At 71.5% G+C, this 22,089-nt stretch carries 24 protein-coding genes and 1 pseudogene; 14 read left to right on the top strand and 11 right to left on the bottom strand.

Going from position 1 to position 22,089, the window contains the following annotated elements:
- Positions 1 to 13 precede the first annotated feature (13 nt).
- Together ABZ135_RS23900 and ABZ135_RS23895 are read left to right on the top strand one after the other, a co-directional pair.
- Positions 14 to 1,381: an FAD-binding oxidoreductase gene (locus ABZ135_RS23900; protein ID WP_356698269.1), complete on the top strand. Its 1,368-nt coding sequence runs from the start codon at positions 14 to 16 to the stop codon at positions 1,379 to 1,381.
- Between the two features lie 75 nt (positions 1,382 to 1,456).
- Complete coding sequence (locus ABZ135_RS23895) at positions 1,457 to 2,212, top strand: decaprenylphospho-beta-D-erythro-pentofuranosid-2-ulose 2-reductase (RefSeq protein WP_356698268.1); 756 nt, start codon at positions 1,457 to 1,459, stop codon at positions 2,210 to 2,212.
- Positions 2,213 to 2,272: 60 nt separating this feature from the next.
- Here the strand turns inward: ABZ135_RS23895 and ABZ135_RS23890 are convergent, their stop codons facing one another.
- Both ABZ135_RS23890 and trpS read right to left on the bottom strand, forming a co-directional pair.
- On the bottom strand, positions 2,273 to 2,869 hold the full coding sequence (locus ABZ135_RS23890; protein WP_356698267.1) for a 2'-5' RNA ligase family protein: 597 nt from the start codon (positions 2,867 to 2,869) through the stop codon (positions 2,273 to 2,275).
- Between the two features lie 126 nt (positions 2,870 to 2,995).
- A complete protein-coding gene (trpS, locus tag ABZ135_RS23885; RefSeq protein WP_356698266.1) occupies positions 2,996 to 4,009 on the bottom strand; it encodes a tryptophan--tRNA ligase in 1,014 nt (337 codons plus the stop codon).
- A gap of 17 nt (positions 4,010 to 4,026) precedes the next feature.
- Between trpS and ABZ135_RS23880 the strand changes: the two genes are divergently transcribed.
- The 3 genes from ABZ135_RS23880 (at position 4,027) to rocD (ending at position 6,812) form a co-directional block, all read left to right on the top strand.
- Positions 4,027 to 4,671, top strand: a complete 645-nt coding sequence (locus ABZ135_RS23880; protein WP_356698265.1) for a sigma-70 family RNA polymerase sigma factor — start codon at positions 4,027 to 4,029, stop codon at positions 4,669 to 4,671.
- Positions 4,664 to 5,458 (top strand): hypothetical protein, encoded by a 795-nt coding sequence (locus ABZ135_RS23875; protein WP_356698264.1) that lies wholly within the window; start codon positions 4,664 to 4,666, stop codon positions 5,456 to 5,458. The genes ABZ135_RS23880 and ABZ135_RS23875 overlap by 8 nt, the downstream gene beginning before the upstream one ends.
- 148 nt (positions 5,459 to 5,606) lie before the next feature.
- Complete coding sequence (gene rocD, locus ABZ135_RS23870) at positions 5,607 to 6,812, top strand: ornithine--oxo-acid transaminase (protein ID WP_356698263.1); 1,206 nt, start codon at positions 5,607 to 5,609, stop codon at positions 6,810 to 6,812.
- 59 nt (positions 6,813 to 6,871) lie between these two features.
- Here the strand turns inward: rocD and ABZ135_RS23865 are convergent, their stop codons facing one another.
- Together ABZ135_RS23865 and ABZ135_RS23860 are read right to left on the bottom strand one after the other, a co-directional pair.
- Complete coding sequence (locus ABZ135_RS23865; RefSeq protein WP_356698262.1) at positions 6,872 to 8,062, bottom strand: glutathionylspermidine synthase family protein; 1,191 nt, start codon at positions 8,060 to 8,062, stop codon at positions 6,872 to 6,874.
- 7 nt (positions 8,063 to 8,069) lie between these two features.
- Entirely contained in the window at positions 8,070 to 8,360 is a 291-nt protein-coding gene (locus tag ABZ135_RS23860) for a hypothetical protein (RefSeq protein ID WP_356698261.1), read from the bottom strand.
- Positions 8,361 to 8,483: 123 nt separating this feature from the next.
- Between ABZ135_RS23860 and ABZ135_RS23855 the strand changes: the two genes are divergently transcribed.
- Positions 8,484 to 9,323 carry a hypothetical protein gene (locus tag ABZ135_RS23855; protein WP_356698345.1) on the top strand — a complete coding sequence of 280 codons (840 nt, stop codon included), beginning with the start codon at positions 8,484 to 8,486 and terminating at the stop codon, positions 9,321 to 9,323.
- A gap of 78 nt (positions 9,324 to 9,401) precedes the next feature.
- On the opposite strand, the gene ABZ135_RS23850 is transcribed toward ABZ135_RS23855, so the two are convergent.
- A complete protein-coding gene (locus ABZ135_RS23850) occupies positions 9,402 to 10,766 on the bottom strand; it encodes a hypothetical protein (RefSeq protein WP_356698260.1) in 1,365 nt (454 codons plus the stop codon).
- 541 nt (positions 10,767 to 11,307) lie between these two features.
- On the opposite strand from ABZ135_RS23850, the gene ABZ135_RS23845 reads away from it, so the two are divergent.
- The 4 genes from ABZ135_RS23845 to ABZ135_RS23830 all read left to right on the top strand — a co-directional run bounded on the left by ABZ135_RS23845 (position 11,308) and on the right by ABZ135_RS23830 (position 14,341).
- Positions 11,308 to 11,544: a hypothetical protein gene (locus ABZ135_RS23845; RefSeq protein WP_356698259.1), complete on the top strand. Its 237-nt coding sequence runs from the start codon at positions 11,308 to 11,310 to the stop codon at positions 11,542 to 11,544.
- Positions 11,545 to 11,928: 384 nt separating this feature from the next.
- On the top strand, positions 11,929 to 12,054 hold the full coding sequence (locus ABZ135_RS23840) for a hypothetical protein (protein WP_356698258.1): 126 nt from the start codon (positions 11,929 to 11,931) through the stop codon (positions 12,052 to 12,054).
- A 74-nt stretch (positions 12,055 to 12,128) separates the two neighbouring features.
- On the top strand, positions 12,129 to 13,601 hold the full coding sequence (locus ABZ135_RS23835; RefSeq protein WP_356698257.1) for an asparagine synthase: 1,473 nt from the start codon (positions 12,129 to 12,131) through the stop codon (positions 13,599 to 13,601).
- Positions 13,602 to 13,627: 26 nt separating this feature from the next.
- On the top strand, positions 13,628 to 14,341 hold the full coding sequence (locus ABZ135_RS23830; RefSeq protein ID WP_356698256.1) for a class I SAM-dependent methyltransferase: 714 nt from the start codon (positions 13,628 to 13,630) through the stop codon (positions 14,339 to 14,341).
- 3 nt (positions 14,342 to 14,344) lie between these two features.
- Here ABZ135_RS23830 and ABZ135_RS23825 read toward each other — a convergent pair whose 3' ends face one another.
- The gene (locus ABZ135_RS23825) at positions 14,345 to 14,611 is read right to left on the bottom strand and encodes a winged helix-turn-helix domain-containing protein (RefSeq protein WP_356698255.1); all 267 of its coding nucleotides are present in this window, start codon (positions 14,609 to 14,611) and stop codon (positions 14,345 to 14,347) included.
- A 178-nt stretch (positions 14,612 to 14,789) separates the two neighbouring features.
- On the opposite strand from ABZ135_RS23825, the gene ABZ135_RS23820 reads away from it, so the two are divergent.
- Entirely contained in the window at positions 14,790 to 15,182 is a 393-nt protein-coding gene (locus ABZ135_RS23820) for a hypothetical protein (RefSeq protein WP_356698254.1), read from the top strand.
- 258 nt (positions 15,183 to 15,440) lie between these two features.
- Here the strand turns inward: ABZ135_RS23820 and ABZ135_RS23815 are convergent, their stop codons facing one another.
- Positions 15,441 to 16,862, bottom strand: coding sequence for a PLP-dependent aminotransferase family protein (locus ABZ135_RS23815; RefSeq protein ID WP_356698253.1), 1,422 nt, complete (start codon positions 16,860 to 16,862; stop codon positions 15,441 to 15,443).
- Positions 16,863 to 16,909: 47 nt separating this feature from the next.
- Between ABZ135_RS23815 and ABZ135_RS23810 the strand changes: the two genes are divergently transcribed.
- Both ABZ135_RS23810 and ABZ135_RS23805 read left to right on the top strand, forming a co-directional pair.
- The gene (locus ABZ135_RS23810) at positions 16,910 to 17,422 is read left to right on the top strand and encodes a carboxymuconolactone decarboxylase family protein (RefSeq protein ID WP_356698252.1); all 513 of its coding nucleotides are present in this window, start codon (positions 16,910 to 16,912) and stop codon (positions 17,420 to 17,422) included.
- Entirely contained in the window at positions 17,419 to 18,171 is a 753-nt protein-coding gene (locus ABZ135_RS23805; RefSeq protein WP_356698251.1) for an isocitrate lyase/phosphoenolpyruvate mutase family protein, read from the top strand. The genes ABZ135_RS23810 and ABZ135_RS23805 overlap by 4 nt, the downstream gene beginning before the upstream one ends.
- A gap of 143 nt (positions 18,172 to 18,314) precedes the next feature.
- On the opposite strand, the gene ABZ135_RS23800 is transcribed toward ABZ135_RS23805, so the two are convergent.
- The 3 genes from ABZ135_RS23800 to ABZ135_RS23790 form a co-directional block, all read right to left on the bottom strand.
- Entirely contained in the window at positions 18,315 to 19,304 is a 990-nt protein-coding gene (locus ABZ135_RS23800; protein ID WP_356698250.1) for a malate dehydrogenase, read from the bottom strand.
- Between the two features lie 308 nt (positions 19,305 to 19,612).
- Positions 19,613 to 20,197 (bottom strand): DUF3017 domain-containing protein, encoded by a 585-nt coding sequence (locus ABZ135_RS23795; RefSeq protein ID WP_356698249.1) that lies wholly within the window; start codon positions 20,195 to 20,197, stop codon positions 19,613 to 19,615.
- A gap of 2 nt (positions 20,198 to 20,199) precedes the next feature.
- Positions 20,200 to 21,060: a bifunctional methylenetetrahydrofolate dehydrogenase/methenyltetrahydrofolate cyclohydrolase gene (locus tag ABZ135_RS23790; RefSeq protein WP_356698248.1), complete on the bottom strand. Its 861-nt coding sequence runs from the start codon at positions 21,058 to 21,060 to the stop codon at positions 20,200 to 20,202.
- Between the two features lie 225 nt (positions 21,061 to 21,285).
- Here ABZ135_RS23790 and ABZ135_RS23785 point away from each other — a divergent pair, with 225 nt between their 5' ends.
- On the top strand, positions 21,286 to 21,933 hold the full coding sequence (locus tag ABZ135_RS23785) for an RDD family protein (RefSeq protein ID WP_356698247.1): 648 nt from the start codon (positions 21,286 to 21,288) through the stop codon (positions 21,931 to 21,933).
- Positions 21,934 to 21,997: 64 nt separating this feature from the next.
- Here ABZ135_RS23785 and ABZ135_RS23780 read toward each other — a convergent pair.
- Positions 21,998 to 22,089, bottom strand: a pseudogene (locus ABZ135_RS23780) (NADH-quinone oxidoreductase subunit NuoI); the annotation flags it as partial.

Here is a 22,089-nt window from a genome sequence, read left to right as displayed (position 1 = left end):
ATACGGTCAGCTCATGGCTGCCGAGACACACGTCGACGAGGACTTCGACACCCTCACCGGCTGGGGCCGCACCGCCCCCACCCTCGCCCGCGTGATCCGCCCCCGCACGTACGAGGAGGCCGCCGCCGCCGTCCGCGCGTGCGGCGCCCGCGGGTCGATCGCGCGCGGGCTCGGCCGGGCCTACGGCGACGCCGCCCAGAACGCCGGCGGCGCCGTGCTCGACATGACCGGGCTCGCCCGGATCCGGGCCGTCGACGCCGAGGCGGGGCTCGTCGTCTGCGACGCGGGCGTCAGCCTGCACCACCTGATGGAGGTGCTGCTGCCGCTCGGCTGGTTCGTGCCCGTCACCCCCGGCACCCGGTACGTCACCGTCGGCGGGGCGCTCGGCGCCGACATCCACGGCAAGAACCACCACGTCTCCGGCTCCTTCTCGCGCCACGTGGTCTCCCTGGACCTGCTCACCGCCGACGGGCGACTGCGCACGGTCGTCCCCGGCACGCCGCTCTTCGAGGCCACCGCGGGCGGCATGGGCCTGACCGGGGTGATCCTGTCCGTCACGCTGCGCCTGCTGCCCGTCGAGACGTCCCTGATGACCGTCGACACCGAACGCGCCAGCGACCTCGACGACCTGATGGCCCGTCTCACCGCGACCGACCACCGCTACCGCTACTCCGTCGCCTGGATCGACCTGCTCGCGCGCGGCGCCGCGACCGGCCGCGCCGTCCTCACCCGCGGCGACCACGCCCCGTACGACGCCCTGCCCGTCCGCGTCCGCCGCGCGCCGCTCGCCTTCCGTCCCGGCCGGCTGCCGGCCGCGCCCGCGTACGTCCCCGAGGGGCTCCTCAGCCGCGCCGGCGTGAGCCTCTTCAACGAGCTCTGGTACCGCAAGGCACCCCGCCGCTCCACCGGCCGGCTCCAGCGGCTCTCCTCCTTCTTCCACCCCCTCGACGGGGTCCCCCACTGGAACCGGGTGTACGGGCGCGGCGGCTTCGTGCAGTACCAGTTCGTCGTCGGGTACGGGCAGGAGGAGACCCTGCGCCGGGTCGTCCGGCGGATCGCGAGCCGCGGCTGCCCGTCCTTCCTCGCCGTGCTGAAGCGCTTCGGCGAGGCCGACCCCGGCTGGCTGTCCTTCCCGCTGCCCGGCTGGACCCTCGCCCTCGACATCCCGGCCTCGCTCAGCGGCCTCGGCGCCTTCCTGGACGAGCTGGACGAGGAGGTCGTCGCCGCCGGCGGCCGGGTCTACCTCGCGAAGGACTCCCGGCTGCGGCCGGAGCTGCTCGCCGCGATGTACCCGCGGCTCGCCGACTTCCGCGAGCTGCGCGCCGCCCTCGACCCGCGGTCCGTCTTCGTCTCGGACCTGGCCCGGCGCCTGGCTCTGTAGCCCCGGCCCGGACCCGGGGCCAGCCGACCCCCGCCCCACCCACCTCGTACCCGACCCGACCGCTAGGAGATCGCCGTGAAGGACGCCTTCGGCGCCCCCCAGTCCCTGCTCGTTCTCGGCGGCACCTCCGAGATCGGCCTCGCCACCGCGCGCCGGCTGATCGCCCGCCGCACCCGCACGGTCTGGCTGGCCGGCCGCCCCTCCCCCGCCCTGAGCGCCGCCGCGGACTCGCTGCGCGCGCTCGGCGCGGACGTGCGCACCGTGCCGTTCGACGCCCTGGACACCGAGTCCCACGAGGAACGGCTCGGCAAGCTCTTCACGGAGGGCGACATCGACATGGTGCTGCTCGCCTTCGGCGTCCTGGGCGACCAGGAGCGCGACGAGGCCGACCCGCTCGCCGCCGTGCGGGTCGCCCAGACCAACTACACGGGGGCCGTCTCGGCCGGCCTGGTCTGCGCCCAGGCCCTCCAGGCGCAGGGGCACGGCTCGCTCGTCGTGCTGTCCTCGGTGGCCGGCGAGCGGGCCCGGCGGGCCAACTTCATCTACGGCTCGTCGAAGGCCGGCCTCGACGCCTTCGCCCAGGGCCTCGGGGACGCCCTGCACGGCACCGGGGTGCACGTGATGGTGGTGCGGCCCGGCTTCGTCCGCTCGAAGATGACCGAGGGCCGGGAGGAGGCACCGCTCGCGACCACCCCGGAGGCGGTCGCGACGGCGATCGAGCTGGGGCTGCGCCGCCGCTCGGAGACGGTGTGGGTGCCCGGGGCGCTACGGCTGGTGATGGCGGCGCTCCGGCACGTGCCGCGGCCGCTCTTCCGGCGCCTGCCGGTGTGAGCCCGTACGGGCGGCCCGCCGGTGGGAGCCCGCACCGGGCCGCCCGCCGGGGGACGCCCGCTAGCGGGTGGGGAACGTCGCCGGGGTGTCGACCGGGCTGCCGCCCTGGGCCGGGACCGCGGTGACGGTGCGGCCGCTGCCGAACTCGTAGTCGCACAGTTTGCGCCACACCTGGTCGGCGCCCTGCTCGTACAGCGCGAAGGAGCGGCAGGTCCAGTGCGCCGTGTAGCCGGCGAGCTCCTCGAAGGCCCGGTCCATCGCCTCGTCGGGGATGCCGTGGGCGACGGTGACGTGCGGGTGGTACGGGAACTGGAGCTCGCGCGGGACCGGGCCGGCCTCGTCGCGGATGCGCTGCTGGAGCCGGTCGCAGCCGGCGGCGCCGTCGGCGAGCTTCACGAAGACGACCGGGGACAGCGGCCGGAACGTTCCGGTGCCTTCCAGGCGCATCGCGAAGGGGTCGCTGGCGGCGGCGATCGCGGCGAGGTGCGCCTCGATCTCGGGCAGCCGCTCCTGGGCCACCTCGGTCGGCGGGAGCAGGGTGACGTGCGTGGGAATGCCGTGCGCGGCGGGATCCCCGAAGCCCGCGCGCCGCTCCTGGAGCAGGCTGCCGTGAGGCTCCGGGACCGCGATCGAGACGCCGATCGTTACGGTCCCCACTCGTTCTCCTCCGTCGTCCGTCGAAACGTGTCTGGTGGTGCAGCGCCAGTGTGCGGCCTGCACCACCTTTTCGGCCAGGGTCCTTGGACTCGGTGCCCGGCGTCCGTGCCGGCGCCCGTGCCGGCGTCAGTGCTTGGCGGGCAGGAAGCCGACCTTCTCGTACGTCTGCGCCAGCGTCTCCGCGGCGACCGCCCGGGCCTTCTCGGCGCCCTTGGCCAGGACCGAGTCCAGCGTCTCCGGGTCGTCCAGGTATTCCTGGGTGCGGGTCCGGAAGGGCGTGACGAAGTCCACCATGACCTCGGCCAGGTCGGTCTTGAGGGCGCCGTACATCTTGCCCTCGTAGCTCTTCTCCAGGTCGGCGATCGACGTCTCGGTGAGCACGGACATGATCGTCAGGAGGTTGGAGACGCCGGCCTTGTTCTCCGGGTCGAAGCGGATGACGGTGTCGGTGTCCGTGACCGCGCTCTTGACCTTCTTCGCGGTGGTCTTCGGGTCGTCCAGCAGGTTGATGAGGCCCTTCGGCGTGGACGCCGACTTGCTCATCTTGATCGCCGGGTCCTGGAGGTCGTAGATCTTCGCCGTCTCCTTGAGGATGTACGGCGCCGGGATCGTGAACGTCTCGCCGAAGCGGCCGTTGAACCGCTCCGCCAGGTCGCGGGTCAGCTCGATGTGCTGCCGCTGGTCCTCGCCGACCGGGACCTGGTTCGCCTGGTAGAGCAGGATGTCGGCGACCTGGAGGATCGGGTACGTGAAGAGGCCGACGGTCGCGCGGTCGGCGCCCTGCTTGGCGGACTTGTCCTTGAACTGGGTCATGCGGGACGCCTCGCCGAAGCCGGTGAGGCAGTTCATGACCCAGCCGAGCTGCGCGTGCTCGGGGACGTGGCTCTGGACGAAGAGGGTGCAGCGCTCCGGGTCGAGGCCGGCGGCGAGGAGCTGGGCCGCGGCGAGCCGGGTGTTGGCGCGCAGCTCCGCGGGGTCCTGCGGGACCGTGATCGCGTGCAGGTCCACGACCATGTAGAAGGCGTCGTGCGTCTCCTGGAGCGCGACCCACTGGCGGACGGCGCCGAGGTAGTTGCCGAGGTGGAACGAGCCTGCGGTGGGCTGGATTCCGGAGAGCACACGGGGAACGTCAGAGGCCATGCCCCACATTCTCTCAGGTGTGGGAACCGATCCCGGACTGCCGGTGTATCAGAGGTGTGAGGACGCGGGAGGGGACCCGGGAGGGGGGCCGAGTCGTCGTCGACGAGGGGGCCGTGATCGCACGGGTGCGCGCCGGAGAGCCGGAGGCGTACGCGGAGCTGGTCCGCGCGCACACGGGGGTGGCGCTGCGGGCGGCGGTGGCCTGCGGCGCGGGTGCGGAGGCGGAGGACGTGGTGCAGCAGGCGTTCTTCAAGGCGTATCGCTCGCTGGGGCGCTTCAAGGAGGGGGCCTCGTTCCGGCCCTGGCTGCTGAGCATCGTGGCCAATGAGACGAGGAACACACTGCGGGCGGCGGGCCGGCAGCGGGCGGTGGCGGGCCGTGAGGCGGAGCTGCTGGCGGGCGAGCCGCTGATACCGGAGGGCGCGGACCCGGCGGTGGCGGCGGAGGAGCGGGAGCGGCTGCGGCAGCTCCTGACGGCGCTGGACGGTCTGGGCGAGGAGCAGCGCCTGGTGGTGGTGCACCGCTATCTCCTGGAGATGGACGAGGGCGAGACGGCCGAGGCGCTGGGCTGGCCGCGGGGGACGGTGAAGTCCCGGCTGAGCCGGGCGCTGAAGAAGCTGGGAGCGAGGCTTCCGGAGGGAGGGGGTGAGGGGCATGGGTGACCGGGACGGCGGGCTGCCGGAGGAGCTGCGGGAGCTGGGGCGGCGGCTGCGGGTGCCGGACGTGGACGGCGAGACGATGGCCGAGCGGGTGCTGGCCCAGTTGCTCGCCGAGCGGGTGCCCCCGCCCGCCCCGCCCCCGCGCCGTCTCGCCTGGCTGCGGGACCGCTGGAAGCGGCTGCTCGCCGCGCTGTCCGGGCTGCTGGTGGTGCTGGTGCTGACGTCGCCGGTGCGGGCCGGGGTGGTGGAGTGGCTGGGCTTCGGCGGGGTCGACGTGCGGTACGAGCCGGGGGCACCGCCCGCGCCGGGCGAGCCGGTGCCGGGCTGCCCGCGGGGGGCCGCCGGGCTCGGCCTCGCGGAGGCCGGGCGCCGGGCCGGGTTCGTGCCGGCGGTGCCGGCGGCGCTGGGCGCGCCGGACGGGGTGGGGGTCACGGGCGCGCCGCCGCGCGCGGTGGTCGGCCTGTGCTGGCGGGCCGGGGAGGGACGAACAGTGCGGCTCGACGTGTTCCCGGGGCGGCTGGACCTGGGCTTCGCGAAGACGGTGCGGTCTCCCCCGGAGTGGGTGGCGCTGCCGGACGGCACGGAGGCGTATTGGTTCGCCCGGCCGCATCTGCTGACCTTTCCGCTGACGGACGCGGCCGGCGGGAGCTGGGCACCGTCGACCCGCACGGCGGGCCCCACGCTCCTGTGGACCGGGAGCGGGACCGGGAGCGGGGGCGCGCTGACCTTCCGCCTGGAGGGGGCGGCGGAGCGGGCGGAGGCGATACGGATCGCGGACTCGGTGCGGTGAGGCCCGGCCCGGAGGGGTCCCGGGGGCGCGGCGGGCGTGTTTCCACACCGGCGGGCGTGCCGTCGCGCAGGTTTCCCCGTCCGTCATCCGAGCGACGATAAGAAAAGGGAGCCACACCCGCCCCTGCCGCAGGACGAACGGAGATCCCGTGTCGAGGACGCAAGACGAACTCGCTGCCGCGGACGCGCACAGCGCCCACAACTACCACCCGCTGCCCGTGGTGGTCGCCACCGCCGAGGGTGCGTGGATGACCGATGTCGAGGGGCGCCGCTTCCTCGACATGCTCGCCGGGTATTCGGCGCTGAACTTCGGCCACGGCAACCGGCGTCTCATCGACGCCGCCCGGACCCAGCTCGAGCGGGTGACGCTCACCTCGCGCGCCTTCCAGCACGACCGGTTCGCCGAGTTCTGCGCGCGCCTGGCCGGGTTGTGCGGCAAGGAGATGGTGCTGCCGATGAACACGGGGGCGGAGGCCGTGGAGACGGCGGTGAAGACCGCCCGCAAGTGGGGGTACGAGGTGAAGGGCGTGCCGGACGGGCACGCGAAGATCGTGGTCGCGGCGAACAACTTCCACGGCCGGACCACGACGATCGTCAGCTTCTCCACGGACCACGAGGCGCGGGACCACTACGGCCCGTACACACCGGGCTTCGAGATCGTGCCGTACGGGGATCTCACCGCGCTGGAGGCGGCGGTCACGGAGAACACGGTGGCGGTGCTGCTCGAACCGATCCAGGGCGAGGCGGGCGTGCTGGTCCCGCCGCCCGGTTATCTGCGCGGGGTGCGGGAGCTGACGACCCGGCGGAACGTGCTGTTCATGGCGGACGAGATCCAGTCGGGTCTGGGCCGTACGGGGAAGACCTTCGCCTGCGAGCACGAGGACGTGGTGCCGGACGTCTACATCCTGGGCAAGGCGCTCGGGGGCGGTGTGGTGCCGGTGTCGGCGGTGGTCGCGGACGCGGACGTCCTCGGCGTGTTCCGGCCGGGCGAGCACGGGTCGACGTTCGGCGGCAATCCGCTGGCCTGCGCGGTGGGCCTGGAGGTGATCGCGATGCTGGAGACCGGCGAGTACCAGCAGCGGGCGACCGAGCTGGGCGAGCACCTGCACGCGGAGCTGGGCCTGCTGGTCGGCACGGGCGCGGTGGAGGCGGTGCGCGGCCGCGGCCTGTGGGCGGGCGTCGACATCACCCCCGCGAAGGGCACGGGCCGGGAGATCTCGGAGCGCCTGATGGAGCGGGGCGTCCTGGTGAAGGACACCCACGGCTCCACCATCCGCATCGCTCCCCCGCTGGTCATCGGCAAGGAGGACCTGGACTGGGGCCTGGAGCAACTGCGGGCGGTTCTGTCGGCCTGAGCCCCGAGGCGTCGCACCGGCCGGCGGTCACCCGCCGGCCGGGGTGGCCGCCGGAGGCGTCAGAGGATGACGTGCGGCAGGAAGCGGGCGTACTCGTCCGTGACCGGCCCCGCCGACTCCCGGATGCCGAGCCCCGCCGCCTCGTCCCCCACGGTCCACGCGCCCAGCACGACCCGGTTGCCGTCGAAGTCGGGCAGCGGGGCCAGCTCCTGGTAGCAGCAGGGCTCCTCGCGCCGTACGGGCTCGGCGCCCGGCTCGTGCAGGGTGACGCCCGCGCCCTCGCGGCCGAGCAGCGGCTTGGCGACGTAGCCGGGGCCGCCGGCGGCGGCGAGCTCGCGCGGGCCGTCGAGGTAGGCGGGCAGCAGGTTGGGGTGGCCCGGGTGGAGCTCCCACAGGATCGCGAGGAGCGCCTTGTTGGACAGCAGCATCTTCCAGGCGGGCTCGATCCAGAGGGTGGTGCCGGTGCCGCCGCCGTTGTCGAGGGTGTCGAGGACGTACGGGCCGAAGCGGTCCGTGGTGAGCCACTCCCACGGATAGAGCTTGAAGCAGGCCCGGATGAACCTCAGCCGGTCGTCCACGAAACGGCCGGAGATCCGGTCCCAGCCGATCCGCTCGACGGAGAGCGCCTCCGTGTCGAGTCCGGCCTGCTGGGCGGTCTCGCGCAGATACGCGACGGTCATCAGGTCCTCGCCGAGCTCGTCGCCCTCGGAGTGGACGAAGTGGACCGGGCTGCCGGGCGGCAGCAGACGCGCCTGCCGCTTCCAGGCGTCGACGAGCCGCTCGTGCAGCGAGTTCCACTGGTCGGCGCCGGGGAAGCGCTCCTCCATCCAGAACCACTGCGGGCTCGCGGCCTCCACCAGCGAGGTCGGGGTGTCGGCGTTGTACTCCAGCATCTTGGCCGGGCCCGTACCGTCGTAGCGGAGGTCGAAGCGGCCGTAGAGGGTGGGGAGTTCGGCGCGGCGCCGCCACGCCTCGGCGACCCGGGCGGCGAGCCGGGGGTCGGTGATGCCCAGCTCGGCGAATCGATCCTTCTCGACGATGTGGGCCGCCGCCGCCAGACACATGGCGTGCAGCTCCTCGACGACCTCCTCCAGGGCCTCGACCTCGGGCAGGCTGAAGGAGTAGTAGGCGCTCTCGTCCCAGTAGGGGCGCAGCGAGCCGTCGGGATAGCGGGTCAGCGGATAGATCAGACCCTGCTCCTCGACCGTCTGCTGCCAGCCGGGGCGGGGCTCGATGGTGTGGCGCTCCATGGGCGGGTCAGCCGCCGGAGGAGGAGGATCCGCCGCCGAAGCCGCCGCTGTCGACGGCGGACTTGTCGAAGCTGCCGCCGCTGGCCCGGCCGCCGCTGACGGAGCCGCCGTAGTAGTAGCGGCCGCTGGAGGACGAGCCGTCGTCGCTGCCGCCGGACTCGCACTTGTAGTCCGGCAGTTGCTTGTAGGTCACCGGGTCGACGCAGCGGCGGTCGGGTTCCGAGCCGCAGGCGGTCAGCGTGGCCGCGAGCACGCCCACTCCGCCGAGCACCACCGTGCCGGACCTCAGTCTGCGCATGTCCCGTTCTCCCCTGTCCGCCCGGCGACGCCGCCCGCGCCTGGTTGCGATCGCACAGTGTAGGCCCGGTGGGAAGGCCAGCCCGCCTCCCGTCGCACTAGAGTCCCTTTCGTGCTTCTTGGGATGGTGTGCGCCCTGGCCTCGGCCTTCTGCTTCGGCGCCGCGTCGGTGCTCCAGGCGCTCGGCGCCCGGGCGGCCGAGGCCGGCACGGGCGGCGGCGTCGACGTCGTCCTGATGGCGCGGGCGCTGCGGCAGTGGCGGTACGTGGCCGGGCTCGGCCTGGACGGTCTCGGCTTCCTGCTCCAGATCGTCGCGCTGCGGACGCTGCCGATCTACGCGGTGGGGGCGGCGCTCGCGGCCAGTCTCGCCGTGACGGCGGTGATCGCCTCGCGGGCGCTGGGGGTGCGGCTCAGGCGGATCGAGTGGGCGGCGGTCGGGGTGGTGTGCCTGGGGCTCGCGATGCTGGCGCTCGCCGCCGGCAAGGAGGGCCACGAGGACGTCGGCGCCTGGCTGGAGTGGGGGCTGCTCGCGGCGGCCCTCGCCGTGCTGCCGGCCGGCGCGGCGGCGGGCCGCCTCCCGGCACGGCCCCGGGCGCTGACCCTCGGGCTCGCGGGCGGCTTCGGCTTCGGCGTGGTCGAGATCGCGGTCCGCCTGATCGACTCGACGGACCTGGCCGACCCCGCCCTGTACGCGCTCCTCCTCGGCGGCGGCGCGGCGTACCTCCTCTACGCCTCCGCGCTCCACAGCGGCTCCGTCACCACGGCGACGGCGGGGCTCGTCCTCGGCGAGACGATCGGCCCGGCGGTGGCGGGCGTCGCCTGGCTCGGCGACCGCACCCGCCCCGGCCTCGGCTGGCTCGCCCTCCTCGGCTTCGCCCTCGCCGTCGCGGGCTCCCTGACCCTCACCCGCTTCGGCGAGGCCCCTCCCCCGACAGGGGCGTCGGGGGCGGACGTGGGCCGCTAGCCCGTGATCAAGGCCCCGCCCTACTCCCAACTCGGGGCGGGTCGGGGCTTTTTGCGTTTCAGAGTGCTTGCGGTGGGGTCACGCCGCTTTCCTCTTGGCTACCTCGGGGATTCGCTCGCGGAGATCACGAACCGCGCGGGACGTGTGGCGCGGCATCGTGAGGGCTCGCAGCTTGTCGAAGTGCTCGTCTCCTCGCGCCGTCGACAGGACTTCGTAGTCATCGAGGAATCGGCCCCACGTTCTGCACGACTCCTCCAGGTGCCCGAACTCGAATTGACGTTGCGCGAGTACCGCGTTCGCGTGGAGTCGACCTTGACGTTCCGTGGGGGACATGACTCGTACAGACGACTTGAGAGCCTTGATCGAACCCGCCAAGTCTCGTCTCTCGTAGTGCACGTGCGAGACGTGGAAGAGGAACGCGGCTTGGTCGTACCCGCCCACGGCGTCGCGTTTCGAATCGGCACGAGACAGAGCCGCCTCCGCTTCGCCAAGCCGGGCGATGGCGCCTCGGTGGTCGCCGACCATGGCGGACGCGTGTGCCTGCTGCCCCCGTAGGAACGCCACCAGTCTCGGGCCGGCCTGCGGAGCCGCTTCGGCGGCAGAGTCGGCGTACTCCAGAGCCTTGCGTCCGTAACGAAGGTGGGAAGCTTGCAGACTCATGCCCCGCAGGGTGCGGCAGTAGGTGAGCTGATCTTCCGACTCCCGCGCCAAGTCCAGCGCTCGAAGGTAATAGGTCTGGCCGAGTCCATGTGCACGCTCGTACATGGCCATCCACCCCGTGAGGTAAACGAGGTCGGACGCCGCAGACAGCATGTTGCGGTGAACGGTGTCGGACGCATCCGCCCGCAGGTAGTTGCCCACAGTGTTCACCAGGAATGCAGCGGCCATAGGCCGAGCATGTCCGCCGCCGAGATCGTCAAGAATGTCCGCGATCTTGTCCGTCATTCGTCGGACGGTATCGACTTCCCCTTGTCCGATCTTTCCCGTGGGTCGAGTGAGCCGTTCGAGATCATCGGCGCGAGCCTGGGAGACAAGCGCCGAAAACGTAGGAACGGTAAGCGCAGCGGAGTAGAGGCCCGCAGTCAAGAGCTTGCGGCGGGATGGGTCCATGTCTTCCTTCCCGAGATTGATCAGGGCTTCCACGGTGTCACGGCTGTCGCCGCTTCCCTCGCCCTCGGCCCGCTGCAACCCCGCTTCCGCGTAGGTCACAGGACGACCCAACCGACGTTCAAGAACGGCGAGGATCACCGCTCTGACCTGTGGATTCTTCGGCTGCGCACCGTTCTTCCACTGCGACACCGAGGGTTGGCGGTAGTTGAGCGACAGTCCCGCCTCTGCCCCTAGACGGTTCACGGCATGAGCGAACTTCGTTTCCGAGTATCCCGCCTGGTCAAGCAGGTTGCAGAGTCCATCATTTCGCCGTTGTTCGGAAGCTCTGGCCACGCCAACCCCCAGCGCTTATGAGACTTATGATTTGCCCTCCCCGTAACGGTACCCGTTCATGCACGCCACGCGGTTAGCTCGTCGTACGCAAACGATCAGCGCGTGGCCGGAACAGCACGTGCCTAAGCGGGAGGTGGACACATGTCGGATGGCGAGTGGTCGCCCATTGCCAAGCGCTACGCAGTTGACACCAGCTCGAACCCGCCCCGTCTCGGCTGGGTGGTACATCGCTACGAGGGAAGCGTGTACCTGCGTCCCGTAGGTGGTGGCACGGAGTGGGCCACTGCCCCCGACAACCTGCGCCCGCCCACCGAGGAGGAGCGCCAACGGATCCAGGTTCTCACCACGCCCGTCGAGGCAGTGACAGGGTGACGGGCGAGCGACGGAGCTACCCGGAGCCTGCGCCGGTTCACTACTCCGCGGTGGGCGACGGGTCGCGTGCCACGGACTACGTGGTTGAGATCCGGAATCACCCGCACGAGTCGCCGAAGCTGGACATTCCCGAGGGCTCGCCGCCGCAGCATCGGACGGAGCCGAGACCGTGACCACAGCGGTAATCGCGCCCCGGATGTACTCCCTGGACAAGCACCCCGACTCAGAGGTGACCATGACGGTTCGCTGCATGGACGGTGGGTGCACGTGGGAGCCGCTGCCGACGACCGAGCCGGCGAGCGCGCACGTGGAGTCCGAGTTGCACACCGCGGAGACGGGTCACGCGGTCTTCACGGTCTCGGTGGAGTACATCGGACTCGTGACAGTCACCAGGGCCGATGAGTGATCCAGGCCGTAGCGGTGACGGTGACCGGGCGGCGGGGCCGTGCAGTCCTGCGCGACTAGCCGTCCGGTCTCGAACGGGCGGTGGAAGCTCCCCCGCGCGGAGTCACCCCATAGGGCGCCCCCGGGTCTCTACAGCAGCGCCGCCGGCTCCCTCCAATGCCGGTGGTGGGGGACTGCACTCCAGGTTCCGTCCGTGTTCCTCCCCGGGCACGGACGGGACCCGCACACAGACTCCGTTCCTTCGGTCCGGCCCCTAACTGCGGGGAGGTCCCGAGCCGAGGGAACGGGAACGACCCCGGTCGACTGCCAACCATCACGCAGACAGCCGACCGGGTACCGACTTCGTGGCAACCGCCACGGAGTAGTAACAACACTAGGAGAAGTCATGCAGGTGGACGAACTGTTCACGGGTGAGCTGGTCATCGGCGTGCCGACCACCGAGGCCGCACTGATGGACAAGATGCCGGGCGGCGGCGACAACAACGGCGACCACTGCGCCGCGACCGTCTAACAGTCACCGGCTCTGTCACGCGGCGGGGTGGGGCTCATCGGGCCTCGCCCCGCCGCTCCCATCTGGAGGAACGAGTGATCTCACTGCGTCTGCGCTTGCGGGACCTCCGTAACCCGCAATGGGCACCCTTCGGCGGCACGTGGAGCACGGGTGCAAGCTGGATCAAGCCTGCGCCGCTCGGGGCGTTGGTCACCGAGTTCGACGACGACTCGGCGCCGCATGCCGTCGTGACCGTTCGCGAAGACAAGCAAGACCAACCCGAGCACGTGACGCTCACCATGAGCGCCGAGGAAGTCCGGATTACCGCCGGGGTCTTCGGAACGGCCCCCATCTACCTTGTGGCAGTCGGGGACGAGCTGATCGGATCGTGGGACCTCGCGGACCTGCGCACTTACCTGCGGGTGGATCGGCTGGTGTCACGGGTCGTTGCCCGGACACTGACCAGGCAGCACAGATACACCGCGGACACCTTGTTTGAAGGGGTGTACCGACTCACGGAGCGTGCGACCGCAGTGTTCGACTCCACCGGCCTTGCGGTGCAGTATCCGGAGCCGGCCGAGCATGTTCTAGAGCCTCGTAGGCTGTGCACCGGCCTCGATCCAGTGGCTACGTTCGACGCACTCTTGACGTCGGTCATCCGTGACGTGCCCGCCGCTACCGGCATCGTCGGCGTGGAGTTGTCCGGCGGAGCCGACTCGGCAAACGTCGCGCTCTCGGTAAAGGCCGCGGGGTTTCCGCGCGTGCACAGCTTCGGGCTGCTCATGGGCGGCAGGATCGGAGTCCTCCAGCGCGACCGGCGAACGACGATGGCCACTCTCTGGGGCTTCCATGACACCGCCATTCCCGCGCTGAGACATCCGCCGTTCACACCGGGCGGCGTACGAGCTGCCGGACGCCCGCACGACCCCGCCGGCGCCTTCTACCAAGAGGCGTTCGACGTCGTACGCGACCAGGCAGCCACCCGACGGTGCGCCGTCATCTTCACCGGCAGCGGGGGCGATGAGATCAACGCGATGCACTCCCGTACACACACACGGCTACCGGAAGCACCCCCGGTGCCGTGGCTCGGCGACCGGGCCGTGAACGCCCTCGCGGACGTGAACGCCGAACTGGCCCCTATGCCCGTACTTCCAATCCCGACGCTGATGAACTTCGGGATGCACAACCCTGGCTTCCTTCGGGTAGGGGTGTGGCCCGTGAGCCCTCTGGTTCACCCTCGCATCGTGCGGTTCATGGAACAGCTTCCGCACGAGCACAAGCGCGGCAAGACCATGTTTCGCGAGAGGCTGCGCCGAGCGGGTCTTCCTGAAACGGTCGCGGCGCCGACCGAACCGGAAAACTTCCTGGCAGTCATGGAAACCGGATTGCGCTCGTTCGGACTGCCGACGCTTGACGCCCTGCTGCGGGACTCCGTGTTGGTGGATCTCGGCTACGTTGACCCGAAGGCACTGGCCCGAGCCCGCGAGCACGCCGAGCGCGCACCCCTGGTTCCTGATCTGCTGTGCGACGTGGTCGCACTGGAAGTCGGGTTGCGATCCCTCACATGACCGGCCCCCATACGGAAGCTCAGCGCATGGAAGAAACGAACGTCTTCTACCGGCACCCCGCGCTGTATGACGCGGTGCAGTCGGACACGGGCAGTGCGGAGACGTGCCGAAGCCTGATCGAACGCTACTGCCCCGACGCGTCCACGCTGGTGGACTTCGGGTGCGGAACCGGGCGAGACGTGGAAGTCCTCACCAAGTACTACGAGTGCGTCGGCGTAGACCTCCAACCCGGGCTGGTGGAGTACGCACGGCGCGTGCGCCCGAGACTGGACTTCCGAGTGGGCGACATGCGCACGTCCCGGCTCGGGGCGCGCATGGACATCGTGACGTGTCTCGGGAACTCCCTCGCCTACGTGCACGACAACCATGACATCGAACGAGTCTTCGCTACCTTCGCAGCTCATGCGCGGGCCGGCGGGGTCCTGGTGCTCTGCTCACCCGTGTGGCCACTCATGCCCGCCGAGCCGACTCGCAGCACCGTGGACACTCCGCAAGGTCCCGCGACCGTCATAATCCGACATGAGTGGGACCTACGGACGCAGATCAACACCATGCGTAGGGAATGGGTTCTCGCCTCCGGCGAGCGGGCACGGGACGAGATCCTGCGCCGCGTGCTGTTCCCGCGGGAACTGGAGCACTATGCGACGGCTGCCGGGTTCGACGTACTCAACATCATGAACGAGCCTGGAGCGGGACTGACGGGCCCTACTGCCTACACCGTGGCGCGGTACGCCCCCTAACCGCTACGCGTCCGCCTGGTCGTCGCCCTCGGCGCCCGAGCCGACGGGAGGGGCAACGAACGATCCTTTCCCCCATCGGGTCTCGATGAGCCCGCGCTCACGAGCAATGCCGATGGCGCGGCGGACGGTCATCCGGGCCACGCCGTGTCGCTCGCACAGCTCGGACTCTGAGGAGATGGGGTCACCCGGACTCTTCCCCTTGATCTCTTCCATCAGTGCGTCCAGCACATCCATGTACGGGGCGCGGGGGCCGCTCGGGGTCTCGGGCATGGGGGCAGCGTAGACAAACCGCCAAACATGAGCGACTTAGACAGGCAGAACACTTATACAGGTAGACGAGTTAGACAAGTTGGCTTAGCGTGATTCCCCGAACACACGAAAGCCCCGGAAGACCGGTCCTACGCGGTCCGCCGGGGCGTGCCGATCAGCTATCAGGGAGCTGAAAGACATGCGCGATCTTATCGCCCTCGCATCCATCGGGCTCGGGTCTCTGCTCGTCCTCTGGTGCGCACTCGAACTCCCACCGAGCCGCCAGCCCGGACGCCACTCCGCCGCGTACCGCGCGCCCGAGACCCTGCCCATCCTCACGGGCCCCGGTAGGAAGCCCTGGCCCACCCCCGTCCCCGAGCACGTCCGCGCACGACGGATGCCGCTCCGCGGCGAGGACACCGCACTGATTCGCCCGTACGCCCTCGCCGAGGACACGTTGGAGTTCGGCATCATCCGCGAACGGCGCACCGCTGCGGTCCTCGCCACGCTCGGCGTGGACTACCCATACGGCTACTCGGGGGACCACTTCGAAACCCTCGCGACGCTCGCCACTGCTGGGGTGGCCGTGTGACCCGCGACGGACTGACTAACCCGACCCCTACTGTGCACGCAGCGCTCTGTATCAAGTGCCACCAGCTCACGAAACGGCCCGTTGCCGTCCGCTGGATTCAGAGCAACAGCGGCCCCGGAACGACCCTCTGGGCATGCCCGGAGCACGCGGAAGAACTGACCCCCGGCCCGATGCCCGGAGAGCTTGACCAGGGCGCGTAGCCCCTCGCAGACACCCAAGAGCCCCGTTCGGCCATTCGCCGAGCGGGGCTCTTGGGTGTCACGGCTCCGGTAGCGCACGCATCAGCGCGTCCAGCGCCCCCGACCACGCGCTGTCCGAGGGTGTCGCGTAGCCGACGACGAGGGCGTCGCGGGAGGGGGGCGCGGTGGGGTGGCGGAAGCGGTTGACGCCCACGAGGGCGAGGCCCTGGAAGGCGGCGGCGCGGGTGACGGACGCCTCGGTGCCGGCGGGGAGTTCGAGGACCGCGTGGAGGCCGGCCGCGATGCCGCTGATCCGGGTCGCGGGCGAGCGGGCGGCGACCGCCGCCACCAGTTGGTCGCGGCGGCGCCGGTAGCGCAGCCGCATCGCGCGGACGTGCCGGTCGTACGCCCCCGACGCGAGGAACTCCGCGAAGGTGAGTTGGTCCGTGGCGCTCGACATCCAGTCGACCGCCCCCTTCGCCGCCGCGACCTCGTCGACCAGGTGCTCCGGCAGCACCATCCACGCCAGCCGGAGCCCCGGCGCGAGGGACTTGCTCGCGGTGCCCAGGTAGACCACCCGCTCGGGGTCGAGGCCCTGGAGCGCGCCGACCGGCTGGCGGTCGTAGCGGAACTCCCCGTCGTAGTCGTCCTCCAGGATGAACCCGCCCGCCGCCCGCGCCCAGTCGACGGCCGCCGCCCGCCGGTCGGGCAGCAGCGCGCCGCCCAGCGGGAACTGGTGGGCCGGGGTCATCAGGACCGCGCCCACCGCGCCCAGCTCCCCCGTACCCAACTCCTCGGTGCGGGTGCCCCGTTCGTCGAGCGGCAGGGCAGGTGTCCGGAGGCCCGCGCGGGCCAGCAGGTCCCAGTGGATGTCGAGGCCGTACGACTCGACGGCCACCTCCCGCACGCCACGGGCCCGCAGCACCTGCCCCACGAGCATCAGCCCGTGCACGAAGCCCGAGCAGACCACGATCCGTTCCGGCGTCGCGTACACGCCCCGGGCCCTGGCCAGGTACTCGGCGAGCACGGTGCGCAGTTCGATCCGGCCGCGCGGGTCGCCGTATCCGAACGCCTCGTGCGGCGCGGCCATGAGCGCCTTGCGGGATGCCTTGAGCCATTCGGCGCGCGGGAAGGAGGCGAGGTCGGGCGTGCCGGGCCGCAGGTTGTGGGTGGGTTTCCCGGCCGTGGACGGCGACGCGGCGGTGCTCCGGCCCGGCCTCGCGGGGCCGCGCGGGGCGGACCGCAGGGCCACCCGCGTCCCCGAGCCCTGCCGGGCCGTCAGCCACCCCTCGGCGACCAGCTCCGCGTACGCGTCGGCGACGGTGTTGCGGGCCACGCCGAGGTCGGCGGCGAGGGAACGGGAGGACGGCAGCCGGACACCGGCCGCGAGCCGCCCGCTGCGCACGGCCTCCCGCAGCGCGTCCATGAGCCCGCTGCGCAGGCCCTTCCCGGACAGCTCCAGATGCAGGTCGGCGCCGAAAGTGGCCCAGTCGTTCGCCATGGAAGTGGACCATACCCGGGCGCCACCCGGCTCGTACGGTGAACGTCATGACGATCACCACGCAGGAGCAGCAGCAGATCACCTACGCCCACGAGCACCCGCCCCGGCTCGCCTTCGCCGAGAAGCACCCGGAGTTCTACAAGGCCATGGTGGGCCTGGAGATCGCCGCGTCGAAGCACGTCGACCCGACCCTCTACGAGCTGATCAAGCTCCGGGCCTCGCAGCTCAACAACTGCGCGTTCTGCCTGGACATGCACACCAAGGACGCGCTCGCGGGCGGCGAGACCGTGCAGCGGATCGTCCAGCTCTCCGCCTGGCGCGAGTCCCGGCACTTCTACACCGAGCGCGAGCTGGCCGCGCTCGCCCTGACGGAGGCGATCACCGTCCTCACCGACGGCTTCGTGCCCGACGAGGTGTACGAGGAGGCCGCGCGGCACTTCGACGAGACCGAGCTCGCGCATGTGATCGGTGCCGTCACCGTCATCAACGCCTGGAACCGGATCGCCGTGACCAGCCGGTTCACCCCCGGCCACTACACCCCGGGGATGTACAAGCGATGAGCGGCACGGCGCCGGCGGGCGCCGCGGCGCTGCGGGCCCTGCACCTGCGGGTGCCGCCCGGCGGGCGTCCGCTGGTCCTGCCCGGACCGTGGGACGCGGCCTCGGCACGCGCCTTCGAGGAGGCCGGGTTCCCGGCCCTGGCCACGCCCAGCGCGGGGATCGCCGCCGCGCTCGGCCACGAGGACGGCGCCACCCCGGCCGCCGAGATGTTCGCCGCCGTGGCGCGGATCGCCCGGGCCGTCTCCGTACCGGTCACCGCCGACGTCGAGGGCGGCTACGGCCTCTCCCCGAAGGAGCTGGTGGCCCGGGTCCTGGAGACGGGCGCGGTCGGCGTGAACCTGGAGGACTCCGACCGTACGCACGGCCTCAAGGAGCCCGCCGCGCAGGCCGACTTCCTCGCGGCGGTACGGGCGGAGGCCGGCCGGGAGCTCTTCGTCAACGCCCGCGTCGACACGTATCTGCACCCGACCGTCCACGAGGACACCACCGCCGCGGCGGTCGAGCGGGGCCGGCTCTACGAGGCGGCGGGCGCCGACTGCGTCTACCCGATCAAGGCTCCGGCCGAGGACCTGCCGGAACTGCGGGCCGGGATCGCCGGGCCGCTCAACTTCCTCGTACGGCCCGGGGATCCGCCGTTCGCCGAGCTCGGCCGGCTCGGCGCGACCCGGATCACCTTCGGGCCGGGGCTGCTGCTCCGTACGCTCCAGGGCGTCACCGCGCTCGCGGAGGAACTCCTGCGCGACGCCTGAGGAACAAGGGCCTCGGGAACGGGTTTTCGAAGCGGTAGTCCGAGACTCCTCGGGGAACGCGCGGCGCCCCCGGCCGAAGACCGGGGGCGCCGTGCGTCACCTGCAGAGAGCCGGACTCGGGGAGCCGGACTCGGGGAGCCGACTCAGATGAGGCCGAGCTCGCGGACCGCGTCGCGCTCCTCGGAGAGCTCCTTGACCGAGGCGTCGATGCGCTTGCGGGAGAACTCGTTGATGTCCAGGCCCTGGACGATCTCGTACTTGCCGTCCTTGCAGACGACCGGGAAGGAGGAGATCAGGCCCTCCGGGACGCCGTAGGAGCCGTCCGACGGGATGCCCATGGAGGTCCAGTCGCCCTCGCGGGTGCCGTTGACCCAGGTGTGGACGTGGTCGATGGCGGCGTTGGCGGCCGAGGCGGCGGAGGACGCGCCACGGGCCTCGATGATCGCGGCGCCGCGCTTGGCGACGGTCGGGATGAAGGTGTCGGCCAGCCACGCCTCGTCGTCGACGACCTCGGCGGCGTTCTTGCCGGCGATCTCCGCGTGGAAGATGTCCGGGTACTGCGTCGAGGAGTGGTTGCCCCAGATGGTGAGGCGCTTGATGTCCTCGACGGAGGCGCCGGTCTTCTGCGCGAGCTGCGACAGGGCGCGGTTGTGGTCCAGGCGGGTCATCGCGGTGAAGCGCTCGGCCGGGACGTCCGGGGCCGACTGCTGGGCGATGAGGGCGTTGGTGTTGGCCGGGTTGCCGACGACGAGGACCTTGATGTCGTCCGCGGCGTGGTCGTTGATGGCCTTGCCCTGCGGCTTGAAGATGCCGCCGTTGGCGGAGAGCAGGTCGCCGCGCTCCATGCCCGCGGTGCGCGGGCGGGCGCCGACGAGCAGCGCGATGTTGGCGCCCTCGAAGCCCTTGTTCGGGTCGTCGAAGATGTCGATGCCCTTGAGCAGCGGGAACGCGCAGTCGTCGAGCTCCATGGCGGTGCCCTCGGCGGCCTTGACGCCCTGCGGGATCTCGAGGAGGCGCAGCTTGACCGGCACGTCCGCGCCGAGCAGGTGGCCGGAGGCGATGCGGAAGAGCAGCGCGTAGCCGATCTGGCCGGCCGCGCCGGTCACGGTGACATTCACGGGAGTGCGGGTCATGGCGATCTCCGTAAGACAGTCTGGCGGTGGGGGGTCCCTGCCCCTGGTGGTGGGATAACCCCTCTTGATCGATCGGTGTCTCGACGTGAAGAGATATCCAGCGGTCAGGCTATCCGACCCGGGCCCCGCCCAATCCCCGCCCCCTTGTGGGACGGCTCACTGCCACCCGGCTACCGGACAGGGACGTACCGGAATGGTCACCTCCATGCCACAGCGGCCCAGCAGCCCTTGAACCACCCATGGCGCGTACATGACCCTTGATCGCGGGGCGCCCGTCCTCCCTCGGGGGAGAGGACGGGCGCCCCGTCTCAGGTCACCGTGAGGTGGAGGATGTCCTCCAGGAACGGGATCCGCAGCCAGGGCTCCGGCTGCACCATGAGCGCGAGCAGCACGATCAGGGCGCCCATCACCCCGTACGTGATCATGTCGGTGAACCGCGAGCGCACCGCCAGCATGCCGACGGAGGGCAGGGCCCGCCGCAGCACCGCGCCGGTCAGGAGCGCGACGCCGACCAGCAGGGTGCCGACCCGGAATGACTGCGGGAACAGGTCGGTGCCGACGACCAGCAGACCCAGCACCGTCAGTCCGAGCACGGTGAGCAGCGGCCACTGGCGGGCGGGCGCCGGGGCGTCCCCGGGCGCCGCCCGGCCGCCGCCCTCGGGGCGGGCGGTCGTGGTGGTCAGCTTCGCCCGCGGGTGCCGACGTGACGCGGCCGGAGCCGCCGCCCCGGTCCCGGTCTCGGCCCCGGCACCGGACCCGGCCCCACCGGCCCCGGTCCCGGCCTCGGATCCACCGGCCCCGGCCCCGGCCCCGGTCTCGGCGTCGGTGCCCGTGCCGGGGGCCTCCGAGCGGCCCGTACCGCTCCGCTCCCGCGGCCCTTCGGAGGGGGACACGGTCAGCGGATCCCGGCCGCGCGCTCCGCGGCCTCGACGACGTTCACCAGGAGCTGGGCGCGGGTCATCGGGCCGACGCCGCCGGGGTTCGGCGAGATCCAGCCGGCGACCTCGGCGACGCCCGGGTGCACATCGCCGACGATCTTGCCCTCGTCGTTGCGCGAGACGCCGACGTCGAGCACGGCCGCGCCGGGCTTCACGTCCTCCGGCTTGATCAGGTGCGGCACGCCGGCCGCCGCGACGATGATGTCCGCGCGCCGCAGGTGGGCCGCGAGGTCCTTGGTGCCGGTGTGGCACTGGGTCACGGTGGCGTTCTCGGAGCGGCGGGTCAGCAGCAGCGGCATCGGACGCCCGATGGTGACGCCGCGGCCGACGACCACGACCTCCGCACCCTTGATCTCCACGCCGTGGCGCCGCAGGAGCGTGATGACGCCGTTCGGCGTGCAGGGCAGCGGGGCGGGCTCGTTGAGGACCAGCCGGCCGAGGTTCATCGGGTGCAGACCGTCGGCGTCCTTGGCCGGGTCCATCAGCTCCAGGATGCGGTTCTCGTCGATGCCCTTGGGCAGCGGAAGCTGCACGATGTAGCCCGTGCAGGCCGGGTCCTCGTTGAGCTCCCGCACGACCGCCTCGATCTCCTCCTGGGTGGCGGAGGCGGGCAGCTCGCGCTGGATGGAGGCGATGCCGACCTGGGCGCAGTCGCGGTGCTTGCCCGCGACGTACTTCTGGCTGCCCGGGTCGTCGCCGACCAGGACGGTGCCGAGACCGGGCGTCACACCCTTCTCCTTGAGGGCCGCCACACGGGCGGTCAGGTCGGACTTGATCGCGGCCGCGGTGGCCTTGCCATCGAGAATCTGGGCGCTCATGCGGCCATCCTCCCGGATGACCCCTGCCGGTTTCCAATTCGGAAGCCGAGATTGCACTTGCACAACCGCCGCGCGTATCGACTGGACAAGCGGACGACACTTTGACCACGATGATCTGCGCAGTGCCGCGGGCAGTGCTGGGGGGACAGACCGCTCTTGAATGTTCGCTGGCTTTCCTCGGTGCGGGCCGCGTCGTCCCCGCAAGACCCCACGGAGGAACCCCTCATGAGCTTCGGCGACCCGAACAACCCCTACGGGCAGCAGCCCGGTTACGGCCAGCCGCAGGGCGGCGGCCAGCCCGGCTACGGTCAGCCCCAGGGCGGTCAGCCCGGCTACGGCTACCCGCAGCAGGCCCCCCAGGGCGTGCCGCAGCAGTACGGCTACCCGCAGGCGCCGCCGGTCCAGCAGCCGTACGGCGGCTACCCGCAGGCCCCGATGGGCTACGGCGCCCAGCCGCCGCTGGCGCACTGGGGCTGGCGCGTGCTGTCCCGCCTGATCGACACGGCCGTCATCCTCGTCCCGTACTACCTGCTGATCGGCATCGGTGCCGCGATGTCCAACGGCAGCGGCGAGGGTCTGGCCGCCGTCCTCGGTCTGATCGGCTTCGTCTACCTGGTCGGCATGTTCTTCTTCCAGGTGTACAAGGAGGGCGCGACCGGCCAGACGATCGGCAAGAAGGCCGTCGGCACGCGCACCCTCAAGGAGGCGACCGGCGCGCCGGTCGGCTTCGGCATGGCGTTCGTGCGCCAGCTCGCGCACTTCATCGACGGCATCGCCTGCTACCTGGGCTACCTGTGGCCCATCTGGGACGCCAAGAAGCAGACCTTCTCCGACAAGATCTGCAGCACGATCGTCGTCAAGGAGAACCGCTGACCGCGGTGGTGTGACGGACGGACGTGAGACGCGGGCGGGCCCCCGGTTCGAGGAGAACCGGGTCGGGCGCCGCCCCGGTGACCACGCCCCGGTAGTAGTCCTGCTCGTCGGTGCCCGGGTAGAGGGCGTGCGGGGTGTCGACCATGCCCTCCTCCA

The organism is Streptomyces sp. NPDC006339 (assembly GCF_040612775.1).
Lineage (GTDB): Bacteria > Actinomycetota > Actinomycetes > Streptomycetales > Streptomycetaceae > Streptomyces.
The sequence above is the reverse complement of the archived record's forward strand: the minus strand, read 5'-3'. Positions and strand labels throughout refer to the sequence as shown.